The 21828-nt window shown below is 40.3% G+C and carries 17 protein-coding genes, 1 tRNA gene and 2 pseudogenes; 4 read left to right on the top strand and 16 right to left on the bottom strand.

Features of this window, described 5'->3' with window-relative positions; translation table 11 throughout:
* Positions 1-7: 7 nt before the first annotated feature.
* From aroK to AC1M9D_RS04420, 7 genes and pseudogenes are all read right to left on the bottom strand, one after another.
* On the bottom strand, positions 8-550 hold the full coding sequence (gene aroK / locus AC1M9D_RS04450; protein WP_035263975.1) for a shikimate kinase AroK: 543 nt from the start codon (positions 548-550) through the stop codon (positions 8-10).
* Between the two features lie 36 nt (positions 551-586).
* Positions 587-2317: pseudogene (locus AC1M9D_RS04445) on the bottom strand (type IV pilus secretin PilQ); the annotation flags it as partial.
* Between the two features lie 360 nt (positions 2318-2677).
* Positions 2678-2899: pseudogene (locus AC1M9D_RS04440) on the bottom strand (AMIN domain-containing protein); the annotation flags it as partial.
* A gap of 196 nt (positions 2900-3095) precedes the next feature.
* On the bottom strand, positions 3096-3623 hold the full coding sequence (locus tag AC1M9D_RS04435) for a pilus assembly protein PilP (protein WP_481586734.1): 528 nt from the start codon (positions 3621-3623) through the stop codon (positions 3096-3098).
* Positions 3623-4351, bottom strand: coding sequence for a type IV pilus inner membrane component PilO (locus AC1M9D_RS04430; RefSeq protein ID WP_481611584.1), 729 nt, complete (start codon positions 4349-4351; stop codon positions 3623-3625). Before AC1M9D_RS04430 ends, AC1M9D_RS04435 begins: the two co-directional genes overlap by 1 nt.
* Positions 4348-4974, bottom strand: coding sequence for a PilN domain-containing protein (locus AC1M9D_RS04425; RefSeq protein WP_481611583.1), 627 nt, complete (start codon positions 4972-4974; stop codon positions 4348-4350). Before AC1M9D_RS04425 ends, AC1M9D_RS04430 begins: the two co-directional genes overlap by 4 nt.
* Complete coding sequence (locus AC1M9D_RS04420; protein ID WP_035263966.1) at positions 4974-6032, bottom strand: pilus assembly protein PilM; 1059 nt, start codon at positions 6030-6032, stop codon at positions 4974-4976. The genes AC1M9D_RS04425 and AC1M9D_RS04420 overlap by 1 nt, the downstream gene beginning before the upstream one ends.
* 168 nt (positions 6033-6200) lie before the next feature.
* On the opposite strand from AC1M9D_RS04420, the gene ponA reads away from it, so the two are divergent.
* Complete coding sequence (ponA, locus tag AC1M9D_RS04415) at positions 6201-8726, top strand: penicillin-binding protein PBP1a (RefSeq protein WP_481611582.1); 2526 nt, start codon at positions 6201-6203, stop codon at positions 8724-8726.
* A 32-nt stretch (positions 8727-8758) separates the two neighbouring features.
* On the opposite strand, the gene AC1M9D_RS04410 is transcribed toward ponA, so the two are convergent.
* The 9 genes from AC1M9D_RS04410 to AC1M9D_RS04370 all read right to left on the bottom strand — a co-directional run bounded on the left by AC1M9D_RS04410 (position 8759) and on the right by AC1M9D_RS04370 (position 19195).
* Positions 8759-9565 carry a putative RNA methyltransferase gene (locus tag AC1M9D_RS04410; RefSeq protein WP_481611581.1) on the bottom strand — a complete coding sequence of 269 codons (807 nt, stop codon included), beginning with the start codon at positions 9563-9565 and terminating at the stop codon, positions 8759-8761.
* Positions 9566-9636: 71 nt separating this feature from the next.
* On the bottom strand, positions 9637-10755 hold the full coding sequence (mraY, locus tag AC1M9D_RS04405; RefSeq protein ID WP_092767279.1) for a phospho-N-acetylmuramoyl-pentapeptide-transferase: 1119 nt from the start codon (positions 10753-10755) through the stop codon (positions 9637-9639).
* The gene (locus AC1M9D_RS04400; RefSeq protein ID WP_481611580.1) at positions 10756-12159 is read right to left on the bottom strand and encodes a UDP-N-acetylmuramoyl-tripeptide--D-alanyl-D-alanine ligase; all 1404 of its coding nucleotides are present in this window, start codon (positions 12157-12159) and stop codon (positions 10756-10758) included.
* 9 nt (positions 12160-12168) lie between these two features.
* Entirely contained in the window at positions 12169-13665 is a 1497-nt protein-coding gene (locus AC1M9D_RS04395) for a UDP-N-acetylmuramoyl-L-alanyl-D-glutamate--2,6-diaminopimelate ligase (protein WP_481611579.1), read from the bottom strand.
* A gap of 7 nt (positions 13666-13672) precedes the next feature.
* Entirely contained in the window at positions 13673-15502 is a 1830-nt protein-coding gene (ftsI, locus tag AC1M9D_RS04390) for a penicillin-binding protein PBP3 (RefSeq protein ID WP_035263956.1), read from the bottom strand.
* A 9-nt stretch (positions 15503-15511) separates the two neighbouring features.
* Positions 15512-15856, bottom strand: coding sequence for a cell division protein FtsL (gene ftsL / locus AC1M9D_RS04385; RefSeq protein WP_035263955.1), 345 nt, complete (start codon positions 15854-15856; stop codon positions 15512-15514).
* Positions 15856-16779 (bottom strand): 16S rRNA (cytosine(1402)-N(4))-methyltransferase RsmH, encoded by a 924-nt coding sequence (gene rsmH / locus AC1M9D_RS04380; RefSeq protein ID WP_481611578.1) that lies wholly within the window; start codon positions 16777-16779, stop codon positions 15856-15858. Before rsmH ends, ftsL begins: the two co-directional genes overlap by 1 nt.
* A 184-nt stretch (positions 16780-16963) precedes the next feature.
* Positions 16964-17980 carry a sulfate ABC transporter substrate-binding protein gene (locus AC1M9D_RS04375; protein ID WP_481611577.1) on the bottom strand — a complete coding sequence of 339 codons (1017 nt, stop codon included), beginning with the start codon at positions 17978-17980 and terminating at the stop codon, positions 16964-16966.
* 240 nt (positions 17981-18220) lie between these two features.
* Complete coding sequence (locus tag AC1M9D_RS04370; RefSeq protein ID WP_481611602.1) at positions 18221-19195, bottom strand: sulfate ABC transporter substrate-binding protein; 975 nt, start codon at positions 19193-19195, stop codon at positions 18221-18223.
* A 404-nt stretch (positions 19196-19599) separates the two neighbouring features.
* Between AC1M9D_RS04370 and AC1M9D_RS04365 the strand changes: the two genes are divergently transcribed.
* The 3 genes from AC1M9D_RS04365 (at position 19600) to AC1M9D_RS04355 (ending at position 21740) form a co-directional block, all read left to right on the top strand.
* Complete coding sequence (locus AC1M9D_RS04365; RefSeq protein WP_481611576.1) at positions 19600-19914, top strand: DUF4179 domain-containing protein; 315 nt, start codon at positions 19600-19602, stop codon at positions 19912-19914.
* A 127-nt stretch (positions 19915-20041) separates the two neighbouring features.
* Positions 20042-21550 carry a glutamate--tRNA ligase gene (gene gltX, locus AC1M9D_RS04360; RefSeq protein WP_481611575.1) on the top strand — a complete coding sequence of 503 codons (1509 nt, stop codon included), beginning with the start codon at positions 20042-20044 and terminating at the stop codon, positions 21548-21550.
* 114 nt (positions 21551-21664) lie between these two features.
* Positions 21665-21740 (top strand) — tRNA-Glu (locus AC1M9D_RS04355).
* The last annotated feature ends 88 nt before the right edge of the window (positions 21741-21828 follow it).

The following is a 21828-nucleotide window of genomic DNA, read 5'->3' as shown; positions in this document are numbered from 1 at the left end:
AACAAATTTAATTCAATTCTTTTGCGACAATCACATTAAGAATACGTTGTGCCAAATCACGCGCAGCACCTTGATTCGTTTCAATAATATGATGTGCAACTTCACGATACAGCGGATCACGAATATTCAATAATTCACGTAATTTCTGTTCAGGATTTTCGACTTGTAATAAAGGTCGATTTTTATCACGGTAGGTTCTTTGAAGTTGTATTTCTACGGGAGTATAAAGATAAATCACAATACCTCGATCTTTTAGATAAGATCGATTAATCGACTGAGTAACTGCGCCGCCACCCGTCGCAACAACTAAATTTTGTTTTGATGTTAAATCATCAATTACCAGTGACTCACGATGTCTGAATCCCTGTTCACCCTCTTTCTCAAAAATCCATGGGATGGTCGCCCCAGTTTTTCTTTCTATCTCATGATCACTATCAAGAAACTCTCGATGAAGTAAATCTGCAAGATGTCGACCAACGGTTGTTTTACCAGCTCCCATGGGCCCTACCAAATAAATATTCGGTAGGGTTTCAAACTCTTTGCTTGGCAAGGAGTCACCTATTGAATTGCTTTCATTGAAACTATATTAATTGTTTCTAGTTTGCCTGTCATTAACAATTCTTGGTGTCACAAAGATTAATAACTCACGCTTATTCTCTGTTTTACTGTCTTTACGGAATAGACGACCAACAGCAGGAATATCACCAAAGAAAGGCACCTTGGTTTGGTTAAAAATCGTTTCTTGCTCGAAAATACCACCTAACACCACAGTTTCACCGTTGTTCACGAGTACATTGGTATCAATTTGATTTTTATTCAAAATGATTTCACCATTCTGTGCATAACCTGCTGGTGAATCACTGGTAATGTTCAATTTCATTTGAATTTTACCATCAGGCGTAATACTTGGAGTTACCTCTAAGCTTAACAACGCTTCTTTAAAGGAAGTCGTCGCCGTTGCAGCACCACCTGCAGTTTCAGTGGTTTGGTAAGGAATTTCCTGACCCGAAGCAACTTTCGCTTGCTGCTTGTCAGCAGTGAGAACTTTTGGTGTAGAAATAACCTCACCGTAGCCATCAGCTTGTAATGCCGACAACTCAAGATCCAGCATAAAATCAGACATATTGATTAAACCAAATGCAATTTTACCGGCAGCCCCAGCCACACCTAAATCCACATTTAAGTTATCAGGACGTTGAATATTATAACGACCATCCTCACTTGGTGATTTTAAATCCCACAGCGTTTGATCACTACCACCAACCAAAAGATCATTATTGGTTGCAACACCTTTCGATACTACACCCCATTTCACACCCATTTCTTTGGTGAAATCTGTTGTCGCGCGTACAATACGAGCTTCGATCATGACTTGTTTTACAGAAACATCCAATAAATCAATCATCTTGCGAATTTGATCAATTTTTTGAACTGTATCGTTAATGATCAATGTATTGGTACGTGGATCAATTGAAACTGTACCACGTGGACTTAATAATGACCCGACACTGTCCCCCAATGGGTCAGTTGTTGAGTTTGTATTATTACCATTAGAAGAACGACTGTTACGACCTTCAGTAATCAACTTTTCAATATCTTCAACTTTGGCATAGCTCAATTGAATATATTCGGTTTGCAATGGTGCCAATTTCACACTTTGTGCAATGGCTTTCGCCTCTTCTTCTTCGGCTTTAATCAATTCTGGAACCGGTGCAATCCAAATTACATTTCCGTTGCGACGCTTATCCAAATTCTTGGTTTTCATTACAATATCAAGCGCTTGATCCCAAGGCACATCTTTTAAGCGTAATGTAATATTCCCTTGAACTGAATCCGAAGTCACCATATTAATGCCGGTAAAATCAGCCAACAATTGTAATACGCGGCGCACTTCAATATCTTGGAAATCGAGAGAAATCTTATTGCCTGTATATTTCGGTGTACGATTTTGGCTGCTTAAGCCTTTTTTCTCTTCTGGGCGTTTTAGACTGATCGTTAACTTACCATCTGTTTGATAAGCCATATATTCGAAGCTACCGCTCGATTGAATGGAAATTACACCATTCGACTTATCATTATAAGCATCTACTGTAGAGACAGGCGTCGCAAAATCATTAACGTTTAAACGGCGCACCAAATGCGATGGAATTTTGTTACCGAGGAAACGCACCACAACTTTGCTACCTTGCTGTTGTACATCTACTGGTGTATCTGCTGTTTTTAAATTCAGTACAACTTGTCCCTCACCTGCACTACCGCGCTCAAAACCAATATCTTGCAGTCCTTGTTGTACTGCTTGATAAGCGACAGGCGCTGGCGGTGTATACGCAACAGGCTGCTGATAAACAGGAGCTACTGGAGGTGGTACAGGTGCTGCAACTTGCTGACGAACCACTGGCACAGGTGGAGCGGCAGGTCTTAAAACCGTAGGCGTTGGTGCAGTTGGTTTCAATACCTGCTGTGCTGCAACAGGAATCACAGGTGTAGGCGTTACAGGTGTCGCTGCCACAGCTGTAGCCGTAACAGGTGTAACGTTATTCGTCAGATTAGGACGTATAACTGGCTTTAAAACACTTGGTTGAGTCGCTGGTTCTGGTCCTTTGGCTTGGGTAACCACTGGCGCCGCAGGTATTGCCACTTTCGCAGAGTTCGGATTATTTATTTTTAAAATAAAGGTATTGCCTTCAACACGTGTCGTGTAGCTACCTTTCTGCGTTAAATTGACAGTTAACCGTGAACGCTGATCATTAGAAATGACTTCAACTGAGTTTGCTTCAGCGGTCGACACAGGTATTTTAGTATTCGCCAGTGTTTGACCTGCCTGCATAAAATCCAAAACGAGTCGAGATGGATTTTCCAATTGATACGATTGTGGCTGTGGAGGTAATCCGTTAAACATGACACGAATTTCTGTTCCTTGACCTGGCACCTGCAAAGGCACAATATTAGTCATCGTAGTTTTAGCCGCCGCTGCCTGCATAACAGCTATAGAAACAGTGGTCATAGCGAATTGACGAAGAAAACGGTTCATATAATGTCGATCCCCACCCCAAAAATTTTGCATACTCTTTTTCATTGTTATTCCTTATCTCGTCTTAACCAACAGGCCCAAGCAGCACTAAGCTTCTTGGTCTTTCGATATAACCATCTCGACCATCTGAAACAATTTCAATCAGATCGATTTGAGTCGGCGTTATCTTCACGATGCGCCCTTGGTTCATCCCCATGTAATTACCACGTTGCACACGTTCAATCTCACCATCAGGGGTTTGAATCAAAGCGAGAATCTGGCCATTGTTACGTTTTAAACTTCCTTTGAAGTTTAACGTTTCCAATGCATAGCTTTCTAAAGGCTGTGGTTGACGATTAAAATTAGGATAAACACGTTTACCCGACATGATTCTTAGCTCTGTTGCCAATGAGTTTGGCAAGAATGGACTTCGAAGTTGATGCGCCGAGTAAAGAAAATTTGGAACTGGATTAAATACAGGTGCCGGTTCTATGGGTAAAGGCGGCTGGCTACGAATATTCGCCATTTCTTGATTGACCGCATCAATACGCGAATCACATCCCACCATAGTCGTTGCAATAACTAATCCGCACAAAAGCTTAAATGATTTCATTATTGTCCTCCTGCTGGCATATCAGCTGGTGGAACAACCGCTGAACCTACCGTATCTTCAGTCGATGCAACATAACGATATGTTTTGGCTTTTAATGAATAATCGATCAGTGGAATATCTGATTTTTTATCTGTACTTGGCGTCGCTGTAATCACAAAATCATGTAAGGTCACGATACGCGGTAAAGACGCAATTCCACTCACGAAACGCCCAAATGAATGATAATCACCTGTCGTTTCTATCGAAATTGGCTGCTCAATGAAGAATTCTTGAGCCACTTCATTTTCGAGACGGATATTTTTAAATTTGAGCCCTGAATTCACACCTGTTAAGTTGATGTCTTCAACTAAACTTGGAATTTCTGTTTCTTTTGGCAATTGTTGTAATTGCTCATTGAAATTCATTTCCATTTGTTGCAACTGTGCTTGGTATTGCTGCAAATTACGGAGCTTAGAATCCTTTTCTTTAAACTCTGTCAGTAAATTTGCCTCTTGTGCTTTAGCAAGATCAATTGATTCAAGTTTTGGTTTAAGCACCAAAAAGTAACCAATAGCACAAACAAATAGGAAAATAAAAATCCAACAGGTAATTTTTACAGACAGTGGCCAACTACCGTAGTTATTGGAGTCCAAAGTATTAAATTGCTGAAAGAACTTTTCAACAGTCATGGACTTCTTTTTAGGTGCAGTGACATCTGAATCAAAATCATTTAAATCATTACGACTCATGGTGCACCTCCCACATTATTCGCGTCCATATCTGCTGTCGGTTGAGCAATTGCACCCAAGTCGACAGTCACGATAAATGTACCGTATGACTCTTCAACTCGAGGGATTACCGAACTAGGTGCTTTTTCCTTCACTTCTGGCGCAGCCAAGAATGAATTCATAAATGCATTTCGGTACCACTGGGAAGCTTCTAAACCACGTAATAACTCTGCTACCGCATTCGGACTTTCTGCTTTACCTTCGATGGTAAATTTATTACCAGTACGGGTAAATTTCGTCAGATACACCGTTTCAGGAACAACACGAACCAATTCATCCACTAAACGCACAGTTACAGGCCGTTGACCTTCAAGACCTTGAATCAGTTTCATCCGCTCAATCACAGCATTTCGACGTTCTTGCAATCCTTCCAAGGATTTTAATTGAACGTCTAAACTTTGATTGGTGCTTACAATAAGTTGGTTTGCTTGTTCTTGGTCTTGTAATTTATGATTCAAGAAGAACCAAGCTGCTAAAACCGATAAAATCGCAAGTAATACCACTGCGATACAGATATAAACAAATTGCTTTTTTCGCTGTTCTCTTAGCTCTTCGCGCCAAGGGAGTAAATTAATTTTAGCCATTAATCAAAACTCCTCAATGCCAAGCCACACGCCACCAATAATGACGGTGCATCATTTTCTATTTTTTTCAGGTCGATTTGAGGAGAAAAGCCCATTTGTAAAAATGGATTAGCAATGGTGACGCGATATCCCAATTTTTGTTGCATCATTTTTGCAAGACCTGGGATATTGGCATTACCACCCGCCAATAAAATATGATCAATCTCGTTAAATTGAGAAGAAGAGAAAAAGAACTGTAATGAACGCGCTGCTTGTTGAATCACTGCATCAAGGAATGGCATTAAAACTTCTGTTTCAAAGTCATCTGGTAAGGTGTTGTCTTTTTTAGCACGCCCAGCTTCATCATAAGATAAGCCATAACGATTTTGCACATCTTGAGTCAATTGCTTACCGCCAAACACTTGTTCGCGCGTGTAAATAATTTTGCCATTTTGCATGACTGATAAAGTCGTCATGGTATGACCAATATCAAGAACGCCAACAAGATTTGCACCAATCGGCAATGTATCTGCAAAGACTTCAAAACTACGTTCCAGTGCATAGCTTTCAACATCGGCAACTTTTGGGGTAAGGCCGACCAAATCCAATACTTCAATACGAGAGTCCACGTTTTCAGTACGTGTCGCAACGAGTAGAACGTTCACTCTGTTTGGATTGTTTAATCGCTCAGGAAGCACTTCAAAGTCTAAACTGACTTCGTCAAGTGGGAATGGAATATATTGCTCAGCATCCATACGAATCTGAACTTCACGCTCATCATCGCTCATGTCGGCATCCATCTCGATGACCTTGTGAATCACCATAGACGTAGGCACTGCAAAAGCAGCATTCGTTGATTGCGGATTTGCAATATTAATCGCGCGCTCTAAAGCATCAGCCACGTTATCCTGATTGAGGATGTTTTTTTCAACAACACTCCCATCAACCAATGGACTTAACCCGTAACTTTCAACCCAATAGCGACCGTTTTTAACTGATAGCTCTAATAGCTTAACAGAGGTCGAACTAACATCTACCCCCACTAACCCCTTATTTGGCTTACGATATAGTCTAAGCACAATGCAATTCCTATTATTTTTTTGTCCCCAACAACAGCACAATACAAACTAACTACACTTGGTCTAATTTTTTTGCGGATATAATAACTCAACTAACATTCTGTTAAATGAGAAGCTATACTGACCTTCTATTAGTTTGCCTTTAGCACCTATTAAAACTTACTTGTTATGAAAAAGCTATCTTGTTGTGGACAGATTCACCCTTTTTTTTTGCTGATTATCATTATCTTAGTCACAATTCCAATGGGCTTTTATGGAATGTATCTCTATATTGCACCATCTTTGCCAGAGATGACTGCTTTTAAGAAGGCTCCATTATTAAAACCGCTGCAAGTTTATACAGCAGATAACCAATTAATCGCAGAATATGGTGGCAAACTTTCTGTTCCAGTTGATTATGAGCAAATCCCACAAGATTTTATTCATGCTTTTTTAGCTGCAGAAGACTCTTCTTTTTTTGAGCATAGCGGTATTAGTTTTAAAAGTTTAGGACGTGCAGTAAGTGAATCGATCACGGGTTCTGACATTCAAACTGGTGGTTCTACAATTACCATGCAGGTGGCTAAAAACTATTATTTAACACCAGAACGAACTCTCAAGCGCAAACTCACCGAAATTTTCTTAGCACGTAAAATCGAACAAAAATTATCAAAAGAAGAAATTCTAACTCTCTACGTCAATAAAATTTTCCTCGGTAAAAATGCTTATGGCATCGCCGCAGCAGCAAAAATTTATTACAACAAGAATTTAGACGATCTTTCAATTGCCCAAATGGCAATGATTGCAGGATTACCTAAAGCACCCTCTAAGTATAATCCTGTGGCCAATCCTGAACGTGCGTTAGAACGTCGCAATTGGATTTTAGGTCGTATGCTACAGTTGGGTTATATCAGCCAAATTGAATATGAAGATGCTGTATCAGAGCCTATCGCTTTGGACATGCCTGATCGCGGTATTAACAATAAATTCCCTTATGTCGGTGAAATGGTTCGTTCGGAACTCGTAAAAAAATTCGGCGATCTCGCGATCGATTCAGGATATAAGGTTTACACCACTATTGATTACAATCGTCAAGCCTTTGCCGAAGAAGCAGTTCGTGTTGGTTTAGAAAGTTATGACCGTCGTCATGGATGGCGTGGCCCAGAAGCCCATGACAAACCCTTAAAAGACTTTGTACCATTTGCAAACACCTACCCTGCTGAAGTCACTAAAGTTTTAAGTAATTCTTTTGAAGCAACTTTACAAGATGGTTCATCAGTCACTGTTCCTTGGTCTGGCATGTCTTGGGCGAGACGCTATCGCAATGCCAATAGTGTGGGTGGTGCACCTAGCAATGCTTCACAAATTGTAAAAGTCAAAGATATTGTTCGTCTACGTCCAAATCAAAATCGTAGTATGTGGTCCTTGGTACAGGTGCCTCGTGTACAAGGTCAGTTAATTGCACTTAACCCAAATGATGGCTCAATTGTCGCGATCGTTGGTGGATATAATTTTTATCAATCGAAATTTAACCGTGCGCTGCAAGGTTGGCGTCAACCTGGCTCTATTATCAAACCATTTGTCTACTCGCTTGCACTTGAACGAGGTATGACGCCGCATACCATGGTTAGTGATAACCCCATTACCATTGGTAAATGGTCACCACGCAATTCTGATGGGCGCTATTTGGGGATGATTCCATTACGTCGCGCTTTATATTTGTCACGTAATACTGTCTCTGTTCGCCTTTTACAAACAGTTGGTCTAGAACATACTCGCCAATTGTTTATGGATTTTGGTTTGCAGGATGATCAGATTCCACGTAACTACACGATTGCATTAGGAACACCTCAAGTACTCCCTGTTCAAATGGCAACAGGCTATGCCGCAATTGCCAATGGCGGTTTCCGCGTGCAACCTCACTTCATTAGCCGTATTGAGGATGCTTACGGCAAAGTGATTTATCAAGCCAATCCAGAATACGCATGTATTTCATGTATTAAATCTCAGAAGCAAGGTACAACCACTGCTGAAGCAACAACACCAGACGACGAAATTATTGAAGTTACCAATCAGTCTTTAGAGGATAAGCAACCCACTTTAACTGATGAAGAGCGTAGCCAATATCGTCAAGCACATCGAATTTTAAAATCCAGCTCAGCATTTGATATGGCGAATATTTTACGAGACGTAATTCAGCATGGTACTGGTCGCGCAGCATTGAAAATTGGTCGTGGTGATTTAGGAGGTAAAACAGGAACAACCAATGATGCAAAAGATGCTTGGTTCGCTGGCTTTAACGGCAATCTAGTCGCAGTTTCATGGGTAGGTTTCGACCAACCGACTACGCTAGGTCGTCGTGAATATGGGGGTATCGCTGCTCTTCCAATTTGGAGTGACTTTATGGAGAAGTCTCTTGCCAATACACCATATGCTTGGGTAAGTTTAGATAAAAATGCAAAAGCTCCTTTAACTCGAGAACAACGTGGTCGTGTACAGACATTAAACCATGAGCAAAAAGATAAAACTCCACCTTTAGCTCGTCCGATTTACCGCCCAGCCCCAGTGGTAGCACCAACGAATGATCGCGATTTTGATGATCTACCAGATACCGATCAACCGTTAACTCCGACGTCGTCGATACCACCGGATATGAATTCAACACCACAAGTTAAACGAGATTCAATCGAAAATTTGATTAATCAAGTTCAATAACCAAAATAAAGCCCTCTAAAAGAGGGCTTCTTTTAACTTTTCTTTTTTAAAATATAGATCTGAAACTCTGCACTCAATTCAAATTTTTCAACTTGCTCTAATTGCTCACGCCGTTCAGGCTTCGCCTTATAAGCATATGGCGTCATTGCGATAAGAGACTTTAAATCATTTTGGTTTAACACCAATGGTGCTTGGATTAAGCTTTCATCAATTAATTCAAAGTGCTCGCTCAACTGCGCTACAAATTTATGTGGCTCATGTGCCTTAACTTCTTCAAATAGTGCTTCTCGCATTTTATATAAATGTTGTGGACCTGGGGTAACAACCATTAAATACCCCGATGATTTTAATACACGTAATATTTCCGCCTCGGGAATAGGACTAAATAAACTGGTACATAAATCGATGGTCTCGCTTAAAACAGGCAACACAGCCCCCGTACCCACAACCCAAGTGGCATTTTGATTTAATTTTGCTGCTACCTGAACTGCAGTTTTAGCAATATCCACCCCCACAACTTGTATCGCTTCAGCTTCCATTGCATTGGTGTAATATCCTTCACCGCAACCAATATCTAAAAGATTTTCAATACGTAATTCTCGGATTTTAGCAACGACAGCTTGCTGTAATGGCGCATAAAATCCCGCTGATAAAAACGACCGTCTAGCTTGAACAGACTCAGGGGTATCCCCTGGATTCTTACTGTGTTTATGCTGTACGACATGCAAATTCACATAACCCTGCTTTGCAATATCGTAACTATGATTACTCTTGCAGCGCCATGTTTTCCCCTCAAGCGCCAATGCCTCGCGACAAACAGGACACATCAACAGATTCATCAATTTCTCCAAAAAATTTTAGCGATGAAAAAAAGCCGGCATAAGCCGACTTGATCTCATTTGATTCTTGCTTAGCGCAATTTTAAGGTCATTAGACCTAAAACTACCAGCATAATTGTGATAATCCAGAAACGGATGACCACCTGTGTTTCACGCCATCCTTTCTTTTCATAGTGATGATGTAACGGCGCCATAAGGAAAACACGTTTATTTCGCATACGAAGCGAACCGATTTGTAAGAATACAGAGACTGCTTCGACTACAAATACACCCGCCATAATTGCAAATACAATTTCCTGACGTACCATCACCGCAATAGTTCCCAGCATCGCTCCAAGCGACAAGGCACCAACATCACCCATAAATACTTGTGCAGGATGCGCGTTATACCAAAGGAATGCTAAACCTGCACCTATCATTGCAGCACAAATAACAACGAGTTCAGATGAGTATTTCACATAGGGAATATGTAAATAATTTGCAAAACGAACATCACCCGCCAAATAAGCAAACACCCCTAAGCCCGCCGCAACCAATACAATTGGCATAATTGCAAGGCCATCTAAACCGTCAGTTAGGTTAACAGCATTAGACGCACCATTAATCACTAAATAAGTGAATATAATAAAGCCGATCCCTAAAGGGATTACCGATAAAGGAATTGTAAGATCTTTAAAGAAAGGGATCAGCAAATCCAACATATTCGCAGTGTGTACAGGATTAGTTTGCTGAGTCGCAATTACGTAGAGTGATATCCCTGCACCTAGAGAAGCGACAGATGTCCAAAAAAACTTCTTACGTGCTGGCAAACCTGCATTGTCTTTATAACGGATTTTAATCCAGTCATCAGCCCAACCTACGGCACCAAATATCACCATCACGCCAAGCACAATCCAAACATAAGGGTTTGAAAGGTCTGCCCAAAGTAAAGTTGAAATCCCAATAGAAAGCAAAATAAGGAGACCACCCATGGTTGGTGTTCCCATTTTTTTGGCATGGTTTTCCGGAGCGAAAGAACTTACCGCTTGGCCATATTTTAAAGCTTGTAACTTACGGATCATAACAGGACCAAGAACTAGACCTATCGTGAGTGCTGTCAAGACACTGAGCAGCGCACGTAATGTTAAATAACGAACCACTTGGAACGAGCTGTGATAGCCGGAAAGTTGTTCAAATAACCATAACAGCATTTAGAGTTTCTCCATCAAATCTGCCATCAACGTTTCCATATGGGTATAACGAGAACCTTTGAATAAGAAACTCATTTTTTGCGGTTGATGTGTTTCGATTAGACTAATTAAAAATGGTAGAGCTTGCTCTTGATTGAGGAAAGCTTGTAACTTTTTCCCGTACTGAGTACTACGTGCGCCTTCCTGTGTTGCTGGTGCAAACTCACCAACAGCAACAACAAAGTTGAGTCCGCGAATCGAAACCAAATCTCGCCCGAGTAAATAATGTTGTTGAGCAGCAGTCGGACCTAACTCACCAATATCCCCAATCACCATGACACGAATACCTTCTTGCTGTGCAAGCACTTCACCCGCTGCACGCATCGACGTCGGATTGGCATTGTATGTATCATCGATAAATAAAAAATCATTTTTTTGAATAAAATTCAAACGCCCCTTTGCACCCACAGCTTGTTCTAAACCCGTGACAATATCATCCAAGCTGATATTTAATGACAATGCAAATGCAGCAGCTGCCAAAGCATTTTGAACATTATGCTCACCAGCAAAAGGTAAATCCACGGGTTGGACACCTACAGGCGTATGTAATTTAAATTGAGCACTTTGTGGATTCAGCTGAATATCTGAAGCATAGACATCGCCACCTTCTCCAAAACTTAAGGTTTTTGTTGTTTTCACACTTTGACGGATCTGGTCTATATAATCATCAGCTGCTGGTACGATCGAAGTTTCTGAAACATGACCATAGATTTCAGATTTAGCTTTACAAATTCCGTCACGCCCACCGAACTCACCAAGATGAGCCGTACCAATATTAATAATACCCGCAACATGAGGTTGAACGAGCTTCGAGGTATAGTCAATTTCTCCTTGATGACTTGCTCCTAGCTCCATCACTGCATATTCATGATCTGGTCGAAGCTCCAATAGCATCATAGGCACACCCAGATCATTATTGAGATTACCTCGCGTGATCAATGTCGGTGCTTTGCGAGCAAGAATACTTCCAAGCATTTCTTTAGTGGTGGTTTTGCCGCTACTACCAGTTAGTGCAATAACTTTTAATTGCGCATGTTGAGCGCGACGAAATGCACCAAGCATACCTAATGCTAATCTCGTATCTGTTACCACCAACTGACAAATATCAATATCTAAAGGCCGCTCAACAATCGCAATCTGACAGCCTTTTTCAGCCACTTGTTGAACAAAGTTATGCGCATCAAAACGCTCACCTTTCAGCGCTAAAAAAGCATCCCCCGACTCCGCATGACGTGAATCTGTCAAAATACGCTTTACTTCTCCAGTCGGTTTTTTATCATTCAACCAATACCCTTGAGTAGCAGCAACTAGATCAGACAAAGCCCATGGGACAAGTATCGCAGTACTTGTAGTAGATGTGTGCATAATGATTCCTTAGTCTGCTGGATAAGATGCTGGCTCAGTCGCATGCTGACCCTTAATGGCTGCTTGGACTTCTACCACATCATCAAACCAATGACGGACACCATCAATCTCTTGATAATTTTCGTGGCCTTTGCCTGCAATCACAACAATGTCACCTGCTTTCGCTGTTTTCACTGCAAACTTAATCGCTTCACGACGATCATGAATTTCATGAACCTCTCTGTTCAAAAATTCAATTCCAGCCTTCATGTCAGCAAAAATTTGTTCTGGGTTTTCAGTACGTGGATTATCTGAGGTGAGTAATACAACATCTGCATGATCTAAAGCAGCCTGTGTCATTAATGGTCGTTTACCGCGATCACGATCACCACCGCACCCAAACACAGCCCATAATTGCTGTGAAACATGACGTTTTAATGTTTGAAGAACCTGAATTAATGCATCAGGAGTGTGCGCATAATCCACAACAAACAAACGATCTTGATCACGCAACACTTGCATACGCCCTGGCGCGCCTTTTAGCTGAGGAACTAAAGCGACTAACTGAGATAAATCTAAACCCGCCTGTTCAACAGAGATTAAGCTCGCAACTACATTTTCAATATTAAAATGACCCAATAATGGACTATTCACTAAATAGCTTTGGGTCTTGGTCACCAATTTAAAATGAACACCGTCTAAACTATATTGAATCTCTTCAACACGGTAATCCGCGGGTTGAGTGGTGGAATAAGTCAAAATTTTAGGTTTTGCTCGATTTTGCTCCGCCGCTTTGAGCATGATATTTGCGTAAGCATCATCGATATTGATAATTGCAACTTTAAGACTCTCAAACTGAAATAAGCGTGATTTTGCCTCAGCATAGGCCTCTAAAGTCTTGTGATAATCCAAATGATCGCGACTTAAATTACTGTAAGCAGCAACTTCAATTGGCGTTCCATTGAGACGCCCCTGTTCAAGACCATGGGAGCTTGCTTCAATAGCAGCAAACTTAGCCCCCTGCTGAGCATAAGCATGCAATTGATTTTGCATATGCAATGCATCCAACGTGGTATGTGTAGATGCTTCAAGGTGAGGTAAAACCCCATTCCCAGTCGTCCCCATCACCGCGCATGGGTGTTTGCTTAACATCAATAGCTCTGCAACAAGCCTTGAAATGGTCGTTTTACCATTGGTTCCCGTGACAGCCAATACTCGAAGTGGATTTACTGGTTGTGTCTGTTGCAAATAATCTTTCTGCCATTGTCCCATGAGCATACGCACATTCGGAACGATCAAACTTGGCGTTAAACCTAGATCTTGTTCTGAAATAATAGCCAAAGCACCAAGATCCAGTGCCTTCTGTGCATACTCTGCAGTTTTTTCAGGTTGAGAAAGACTAGTCAAAGCAATAAACACTTGTCCCGCTTCAACTTTACGACTATCTAATTGGAAGCCATTAAATGCTTGTTGCATCCATTCTGCTGGATGATCTACAGCGTAGATTTGTTGAAATGTAATCGACATTCATCACCTATGGAATGGATTTTGGAGTATCTAAGGGTTTATCCAATGGTACGTTTAATAGTCTCAGCGATTCCTGCATTACTTTTGCGAAAACAGGTGCTGATACAGTACCACCGTAATATGTGCCTTTCGGATTTTCGACCACGACGACCATCGCCAAACGTGGATCACTTACAGGTGCAACACCTGCAAATAAAGCTCGATATTCATTGGTCGAATAACCTTTACGGTCAGCACGTAATTTGTGTGCTGTACCCGTTTTACCTGCAACTCGATAACCTGGTATTTGAGCACGAGTCGCTGTACCGCCTGGTAATGTTGCTGTCTCCATCATTAACAAGACTTGATCCGCAATTTTAGGATCAATCATTTGTTCACCTTGAGGAGCTTCATCCAGCTTGTACAAACTTAAAGGAACTTTCTTCCCTTTATTTGCCAGCATGGCATAAGCATCTGCCAATTGGAGTACCGTGGCATTGAGACCATATCCATAGGACATGGTTGCAACTTCTGAAATATTCCATTTACTTGGCGGTAAGATTAGACCTGGGCTTTCACCAGGGAATTTAACAGCCGAACGCTGTCCAAAACCAAGACGTTTATAGAACGTTGGTAAAGTCGGATAAGGCAAAGATAAAGCAATTTTCGCTACACCTACGTTGGAGGATTTTTGAATAATGCCACCTAAAGTAAGCGCTCCATAATTATGCGTATCACGAATTGTATGATTACCGACACGCATCGACCCTGGGGTGGTATTAACGACTGAGTTTGCAGTGTACTTACCACTTTCAAGCGCCATCGCCACCGTTAATGGTTTCATCGTCGAACCTGGTTCAAACGAGTCAACTGCACCGCGATTTCGCATTGCATCTTTATTGGATAAACTTTTTTTATCATTCGGGTTATACGACGGCCAACTGGTCATCGCTAGAATTTCACCGGTTTTGACATCGACCGCAATTGCTGTAGCAGAACGTGCATTATTTGCCACGCCTACCGCGGTAAGCTCTCGATACATAATGTATTGCAATCGAGAATCAATACTCAGTGTAATATTTTCCCCAGCTTCAACTTCTTTAATAACTTCTGGAACTTGAACACGGTTACCATGCTTATCACGTACAATCTTCTGTTCGCCATTGACCCCTGCAAGCCGCTTATTCAGCTGCATCTCCAAACCTTCAATCCCTGTTCCCTCGGTATTGGTTAAACCAATGATTTGAGAGTTGGGTTGTGGTTGTGGGTAATAACGTTTATATGATTTTTCAGAATATACGCCAGCAAAATTACGTTGTGCTAACAGAGCCGCTTGAGCAGGTGGTACTTCTTTTTTCAATACTAAATAACGTGAACGAGCTCGATCTTGAACACGCTTTTTGAGGTCAGCTCGATCCAACCCAACTGCATCTGCTAGCTCATCTAAATTCAGGTTTTCCTGTGGTAACTGATTTTTTAATTTACGACTGGTTGGATTCTTTTTTAACTCTTCGGTGATTTCATCAAAAGTTGCTTTAGTTTCAAAATAATGTTGAGGATCAATCACCACCTTCATAATTGGTGTACTAATTGCCAAGGGCACACCATTGCGGTCACTAATAACCCCTCGCATCGCGCTTAATTTTTCAGTACGTAAAATTTTGGCGTTGGCTTTATTTTGCAAAAAGTCTTTGTTCACAATTTGAACATAGAAGGCACGTGCAACCAATACTACAAAAAATGTCAGGACTAAGCCCCACATTAAATAGAAACGCCACATATCTACAGCAACGGTTCTTTTCTGTGTAATGGGCTGCTGTTTTTTACGTGTTTGTTTTGTTTTGCTTTTATCAACCATTCAGCGTGCCTATTGATTTTTCGCGGTTTCAGCAGGAAGTGAAATCACCACAGTCTGAGATGTTGGTGGTGAATACATACGTAATTGTGTCACTGCACGTGTCCCAATCTGTGCAGTCGCTCCAAATGTCTGTTGCTCAATAAGTAGACGACCCCATTCAGCATTGATGTCTTCAAGCTCACGCATATGCGTATTGAATTCACGAAAATCTTGACGATAAGAATAGACCTGATAGACCACCATAAATGCGCTCACCATGACCATAGCGGTTAAAATGCTATAGATCAGTATTTTTTTACGCACCAAGGGCGTTGCTACAGGTTCCTGTTGTTCTACGTCTTTTTCCTTTTTCATTATTCGCCTTTAAAATTTATTCGCTCTGCAACTCGCAACCAAGCACTTCTAGAACGCGGATTTTGTTTCACTTCTTCTTCACTCGCGCGTACGCGATCAATTTTTTTCAAACGACGAGTTTCTTTAGGTTTCTGAGGTAAGCCCCAACCATCATCCTCAGCTAAAGTCGACTCTTTTTGAATAAATTGTTTAATAATTCGATCTTCTAAGGAATGGAAACTGATGACCGCTAATCGACCTCCATTATGAAGCATCTCCAGCGCTTCAGGTAAAAAAGCATGCACATCTTCTAATTCTTTATTGATTTCAATTCGAATTGCTTGAAATGTACGTGTCGCAGCATGCTTATTTTTTTCCCATTTCGGATGGGCAACTTTTACAATTTCAGCCAATTGACCTGTAGTCTCAATATAGCCTGCTGCTTTAATCGCTTTCGCAATGCGGCGGCTATATCGTTCTTCGCCATACTGAAAAATAATATTCGCTAAATGCTCTTCATCTACTTCCACCAACCATTGCGCTGCAGTTAGGCCCTGAGAGTTGTCCATTCGCATATCCAGTGGACCATCTTTCATAAAGCTAAAACCACGTTCGGCCTGATCAAGCTGTGGTGATGACACACCCAAATCTGCCATAACACCATCGACAGTTTCAACACCGCGTTGATTTAGGGCTGTTTTAATATCTGCAAAACTTGCATGAATAATGGTAAATCTTGGATCTTCTTGTTCTAACTGAGCAGCCACATCCAAAGCCTGCGGATCTTTATCAAAGGCATAGACACGAGAATGTTCATCTAATTTAGACAAGAGAAGTCGAGTATGACCTCCTCGACCAAAGGTGCCATCTACATAAATCCCTGTATTACGCCCACCCAATAGGGCATCTACAGTTTCATGAAGTAATACAGAAATATGCGACATAATAACGTTTCAGAACATCTAAAAATTTAACTGCACATTATTACCTTGTTTTAATAAAGCTCCAAACGACTTTTTGTAGGTAAATTTTACTTTCTATAGGCAAAACCGTTTCATTCACTGGAATGTTCAAATAAAAAAGCCTCACTTGGAGGCTTTTTTATTAATTTTCAATTACTTCAGTATATTAACGACGACTGTTATAAATCTGATCAAAAATCGCACCATTCACAAAATGTGCTTGTTGTGCTTTTGCCCAACCACCGAAAACCTCATCAATGGTGAATGTTTTTAACTTAGGAAATTGTTTTGAGTATTTTGCTAACACTTCAGCATTACGCGGACGATAGAAATGCTTAGCAGCCATCTCCTGACCTAATGGTGAATATAAATAGTTGATATAGCCAGTTGCCAACCATTTATTGCCATTTTTATCTACAGTACGATCAACGATGGCAACTGAAGGCTCTGTTAAAATCGAAATAGATGGATAAACAATATCAAACTGATCTTTGCCCAAGGCTTTTTGAGTGACCAGTGCTTCATTTTCCCAAGTGAGCAACACATCGCCAATTTTACGTTCAGCAAATGTCGTCATAGAAGCGCGCGCCGCAGAGTCCATCACTTTGACGTTATGGTACATCTTGCCAACAAAGTCTTTTGCTTTCGCTTCATTACCACCTGGTTGTTTGAGTGCATAACCCCAAGCTGATAAATATACCCAGCGTGGTAGACCACCTGTTTTAGGGTTTGGTGTGATGATTTCTACACCCGGCTTAACAAGATCTTGCCAATCCTGAATTTTTTTAGGGTTACCTTTACGCACCATAAAAACAATGGTTGATGTATAAGGTGCAGAGTTATAAGGAAACTCTTTTTGCCATCCTTTATTGATTTGACCCGATTTCACGATCTCTTCAATATCATTTGCCAAAGCCAAAGTGACAACGTCACCTTTCAAGCCATCAACCACAGAGCGTGCTTGTTTACCTGAGCCACCATGAGATTGTTTAAAGTTGACTTTCACTCCAGTTCTTGACTGCCAATATTGACCAAATGACTGATTAAACTCATCATAAAATTCACGAGTCGCATCATAAGATACGTTCAGGAAATCACGTTGTGCTGCTTGAGAAGATACACTGAACGATAAACCTGTTGCGAGTAAGCCCGCTGCAAGCAAGGCTTTAAATTGAATTTTCATAGTCAAAAATCTAGATATACATAATTAAGCTAAATATATGAAATAAAATCATATTCATCAATTTAATTTGGAGATGTGGTTTACGTTATATTGCTACCATTTTTTCTTTCAAGTTTATGAATTAATTCATAAATCATCTTAAACACAGCCTATATTCAAATATATAGTATTTTATGTATTACTTATAAGAAAAAAATGGATAGCATGTCGCGATCCATTCACATAAGGTCTAAAAGTAGATTATTTTTCTGCTGAAATTTGGTCGTAAATCGCGCCATTTACAAAGTGCGTTTGCTGCGCTTTCGCCCAACCACCAAATACTTTATCGATGGTAAATAATTGTACCTTTGGAAATTTAGCACTGTATTTAGCTGCGATTTTTTCATTACGTGGTCTAAAATTATGTTTAGCTGCTAATTCCTGCCCCAAAGGTGAATACAGATAGTTAAGATATCCTTTTGCGAGATTACGATTCCCATTTCTATCAACGGTTTTATCCACGATGGCAACAGAAGGCTCAGCTAGGATTGAAATGGATGGATAAATAATTTCAAATTTATCTTGACCCAAACCTTGCGTCGCTAAGAGTGCTTCATTTTCCCAAGACAGTAAAACATCACCAATTCCACGTTCAGCAAAGGTCGTGAGTGATCCACGGGCTCCTGAATCTAACACTTTGACATTTTTGTATAGTCGTTTGACTAACTCACGAGCTTTCGCATCATTTCCAGCAGGCTGTTTAAGCGCATAACCCCATGCAGATAAATAAATCCAACGTGGCGCACCACCTGTTTTTGGGTTTGGGGTAATGATTTCAACACCTGGCTTAACTAAATCATTCCAATCTTTGATATTTTTTGGATTACCCTTTTTTACTAAGAAGACAATAGTAGATGTATAGGGTGCTGAATTATTTGGAAATTCTTTTTGCCAATTTTTATTGATATAACCTGCTTTTACAATTTCTTCAATATCATTTGCAAGTGCCAAGGTCACAACATCTGCTTGTAATCCTGTTGCTACAGCACGTGCTTGTTTGCCAGATCCACCATGAGATTGCTTAAATTGCACCTCTTGACCAGTACGTTTTTTCCAAAACTCACCGAAACTTTGGTTATATTCTTGATAAAATTCGCGAGTGGGATCATAAGAAACATTTAAAAATGATGTATTCGCTTGTGCAGTCATACTGAACAACAATGCCCCAAGACTCATTGTTCCCAATAATTTATTGAAAAAGTGCTTATTCATTAAAATCTCTTTTTTATTACATTTATGAATTGCACTATATTTTTTATTTACTTCAGTCACAATGTATTCAATAGACGAATTAATTCATTGTAAATATTTAAATTTTATATAAATTCTATTCATATGAATTGCATTTTTATCACATAAACTCTCTTTAAATTTTACCCCCTAACATCATATCTTCACCGAATCTCCATATTTTATTGATAAAAAGAGGCAAAATTTATTTCAGCTACAGGTTGAGTAACTTAAGGATTGTTGAATAAAAACTGTAAGAAAGTGTGATGCATTTTTACTTTTGTGAATTTTATGGTTAAAATGTAAACCTAATTACTCTTACAATAAATTCAAAATAGGGGAAAATTGAAATGAATTTGTTCTATTTACAAGCGTTAAGCTTAACTTTATGTGTTTTTGGTATGAGCCAGACACATGCAGCAGCGTTACAAAACCCTGCTAAATCACTACAAAACTCTAATGTAGCTGAAAAGTCTTTAACACCTATCGAACGCGCATTGACTCAACAAAAACGTGAACGTGCTGAGAACAAACCTTCTTCAGAGATGGATCAGATTAAAGTGATCACTTCTATTAAGAATGCTCCAACGCAAAACTTCCTAGCATCACAACACCAACAGTTTTCGCGTTTTTTACAAAGTTTATTTCCTCAGCACACATCTTAAGCAATATTTTTCTCAATCTCCCCCAATTGAGCCAAATTTAGCCCAGTCCGATTTAATGAATTAATCATTAAGCCACTGGGCTTTTTGCTATAATAAAACCAATTTTTATTTGATAACTTTTCTGGCTATGACAGTTCGTACTCGTATTGCACCATCTCCTACAGGTTTCCCCCATGTAGGTACTGCTTATATCGCATTATTTAACCTATGTTTTGCTCAACAGCATGGCGGTGAATTTATCTTACGTATTGAAGATACAGACCAACTCCGCTCAACACCTGAATCAGAAAAAATGATTCTCGATTCATTGCGCTGGTTAGGGTTGAATTGGTCAGAAGGTCCAGATGTGGGTGGTCCTCATGCACCATACCGTCAATCTGAACGTATGGATATTTATAAAAAATATGCGTTAGAACTGGTTGAAAAAGGTCATGCATTCTATTGTTTTGCCACTGCTGAAGAATTAGATCAAATGCGTGCTGAACAACAAGCACGTGGTGAGTCTCCTCGTTATGACGGTCGTGGTCTAAAACATACGCCAGAAGAAGTTGAAAGACGTTTAGCGGCTGGCGAACCACATGTTATTCGCATGAAAGTACCTGAAGAAGGGATTTGTAAATTTAATGACTTACTCCGTGGTGAAGTAGAAATTCCATGGGCACAAGTTGACATGCAAATTCTGTTGAAAACCGATGGCCTACCAACTTACCACTTAGCAAACGTTGTTGATGACCATTTAATGGAAATCACTCACGTGATTCGTGGTGAAGAATGGATTCCATCTGCACCTAAACACCAATTGCTTTACCAATATTTTGGTTGGGAAATGCCTGTGCTTTGCCACATGCCACTTTTACGTAACCCTGATAAGTCAAAACTATCTAAACGTAAAAACCCAACTTCAATCAATTACTACAAAGATATCGGTGTATTACCAGAAGCATTACTCAACTATTTGGGTCGCATGGGTTGGTCAATGCCAGATGAACGCGAAAAGTTCAATTTGGCTGAGATGATCGAGAATTTTGACATCCAACGTGTATCGCTTGGGGGTCCAATTTTCGATGTAGAAAAACTCAATTGGTTAAACGGTCAATGGATCAAATCACTTAGCCCTGCTGAGCTTTTAGATACTTTATTGGCGTGGAAGGCAGATCGTGCCAAGTTAGAAGAGATTGCTGCCGCAATCCAACCACGTATTAACCTATTGTCTGAAGCAGTGAATTGGTCAGCACATTATTTTAATCACTTCCCTACACTGTCTAAAGCACAATTCGAAAGTAAAAAGTTATCTGAAGAGCAAGTTCGTCAAAGCCTACAATTTGCAATTTGGCGCTTAGAAAGCTTATTTACTTGGAATAATGACACTGTTAGCCAAACGCTAATGGATTTAGCTGCACAAATGGAAATTAAATTACGTGACTTTATGCCTGCGTTCTTTATTGCCATTGCGGGTTCTACTGCTTCTACGCCAGTGATGCAAACCATGGTGACCATTGGTCCTGACTTGACTTTTGCTCGCTTGCGTCATGCACTCGAAATCATTGGCGGTCCAAGTAAAAAAGAGCTTAAAGTGTGGGAAAAATTGAATGAAAGCTTAAAATTGCCGAAAAATGATGCAGTTGATGAAGCTTAATTAATTTTTTTATTGACGCATGAGTGTTATATCCCTAATATAGCGCTCACACAGATTGAGCACTTAGCTTGATACCTAGATTGCTTTTATAGCATTGACTGTGTTGCCTCATAAGTCCCTATCGTCTAGAGGCCTAGGACATCGCCCTTTCACGGCGGTAACCGGGGTTCGAATCCCCGTAGGGACGCCAAATTCTAAAAAACCACTGACCTCGATCAGTGGTTTTTTTTCATCTATACATTTTTGATTTTAGTTTCGATGTTATAGAATTAAGCAAA

It is taken from the genome of Acinetobacter sp. ANC_7682, assembly GCF_056779795.1.
This window is presented reverse-complemented; position numbering and strand designations above follow the sequence as displayed.

Excerpts from the sequence above, each read along its gene's own strand:
- AC1M9D_RS04370 (WP_481611602.1), bottom strand. The coding sequence starts at position 19,195 with ATGAGTCTTGGGGCATTGTTGTTCAGTATGACTGCACAAGCGAATACA.
- AC1M9D_RS04375 (WP_481611577.1), bottom strand. The coding sequence starts at position 17,980 with ATGAAAATTCAATTTAAAGCCTTGCTTGCAGCGGGCTTACTCGCAACA.
- ftsL (WP_035263955.1), bottom strand. The coding sequence starts at position 15,856 with ATGAAAAAGGAAAAAGACGTAGAACAACAGGAACCTGTAGCAACGCCC.
- AC1M9D_RS04395 (WP_481611579.1), bottom strand. The coding sequence starts at position 13,665 with ATGTCGATTACATTTCAACAAATCTACGCTGTAGATCATCCAGCAGAA.
- AC1M9D_RS04430 (WP_481611584.1), bottom strand. The coding sequence starts at position 4,351 with ATGAGTCGTAATGATTTAAATGATTTTGATTCAGATGTCACTGCACCT.
- ftsI (WP_035263956.1), bottom strand. The coding sequence starts at position 15,502 with ATGGTTGATAAAAGCAAAACAAAACAAACACGTAAAAAACAGCAGCCC.
- gltX (WP_481611575.1), top strand. The coding sequence starts at position 20,042 with ATGACAGTTCGTACTCGTATTGCACCATCTCCTACAGGTTTCCCCCAT.
- AC1M9D_RS04365 (WP_481611576.1), top strand. The coding sequence starts at position 19,600 with ATGAATTTGTTCTATTTACAAGCGTTAAGCTTAACTTTATGTGTTTTT.
- AC1M9D_RS04425 (WP_481611583.1), bottom strand. The coding sequence starts at position 4,974 with ATGGCTAAAATTAATTTACTCCCTTGGCGCGAAGAGCTAAGAGAACAG.
- AC1M9D_RS04410 (WP_481611581.1), bottom strand. The coding sequence starts at position 9,565 with ATGAATCTGTTGATGTGTCCTGTTTGTCGCGAGGCATTGGCGCTTGAG.
- AC1M9D_RS04435 (WP_481586734.1), bottom strand. The coding sequence starts at position 3,623 with ATGAAATCATTTAAGCTTTTGTGCGGATTAGTTATTGCAACGACTATG.
- rsmH (WP_481611578.1), bottom strand. The coding sequence starts at position 16,779 with ATGTCGCATATTTCTGTATTACTTCATGAAACTGTAGATGCCCTATTG.
- AC1M9D_RS04400 (WP_481611580.1), bottom strand. The coding sequence starts at position 12,159 with ATGCACACATCTACTACAAGTACTGCGATACTTGTCCCATGGGCTTTG.
- ponA (WP_481611582.1), top strand. The coding sequence starts at position 6,201 with ATGAAAAAGCTATCTTGTTGTGGACAGATTCACCCTTTTTTTTTGCTG.
- mraY (WP_092767279.1), bottom strand. The coding sequence starts at position 10,755 with ATGCTGTTATGGTTATTTGAACAACTTTCCGGCTATCACAGCTCGTTC.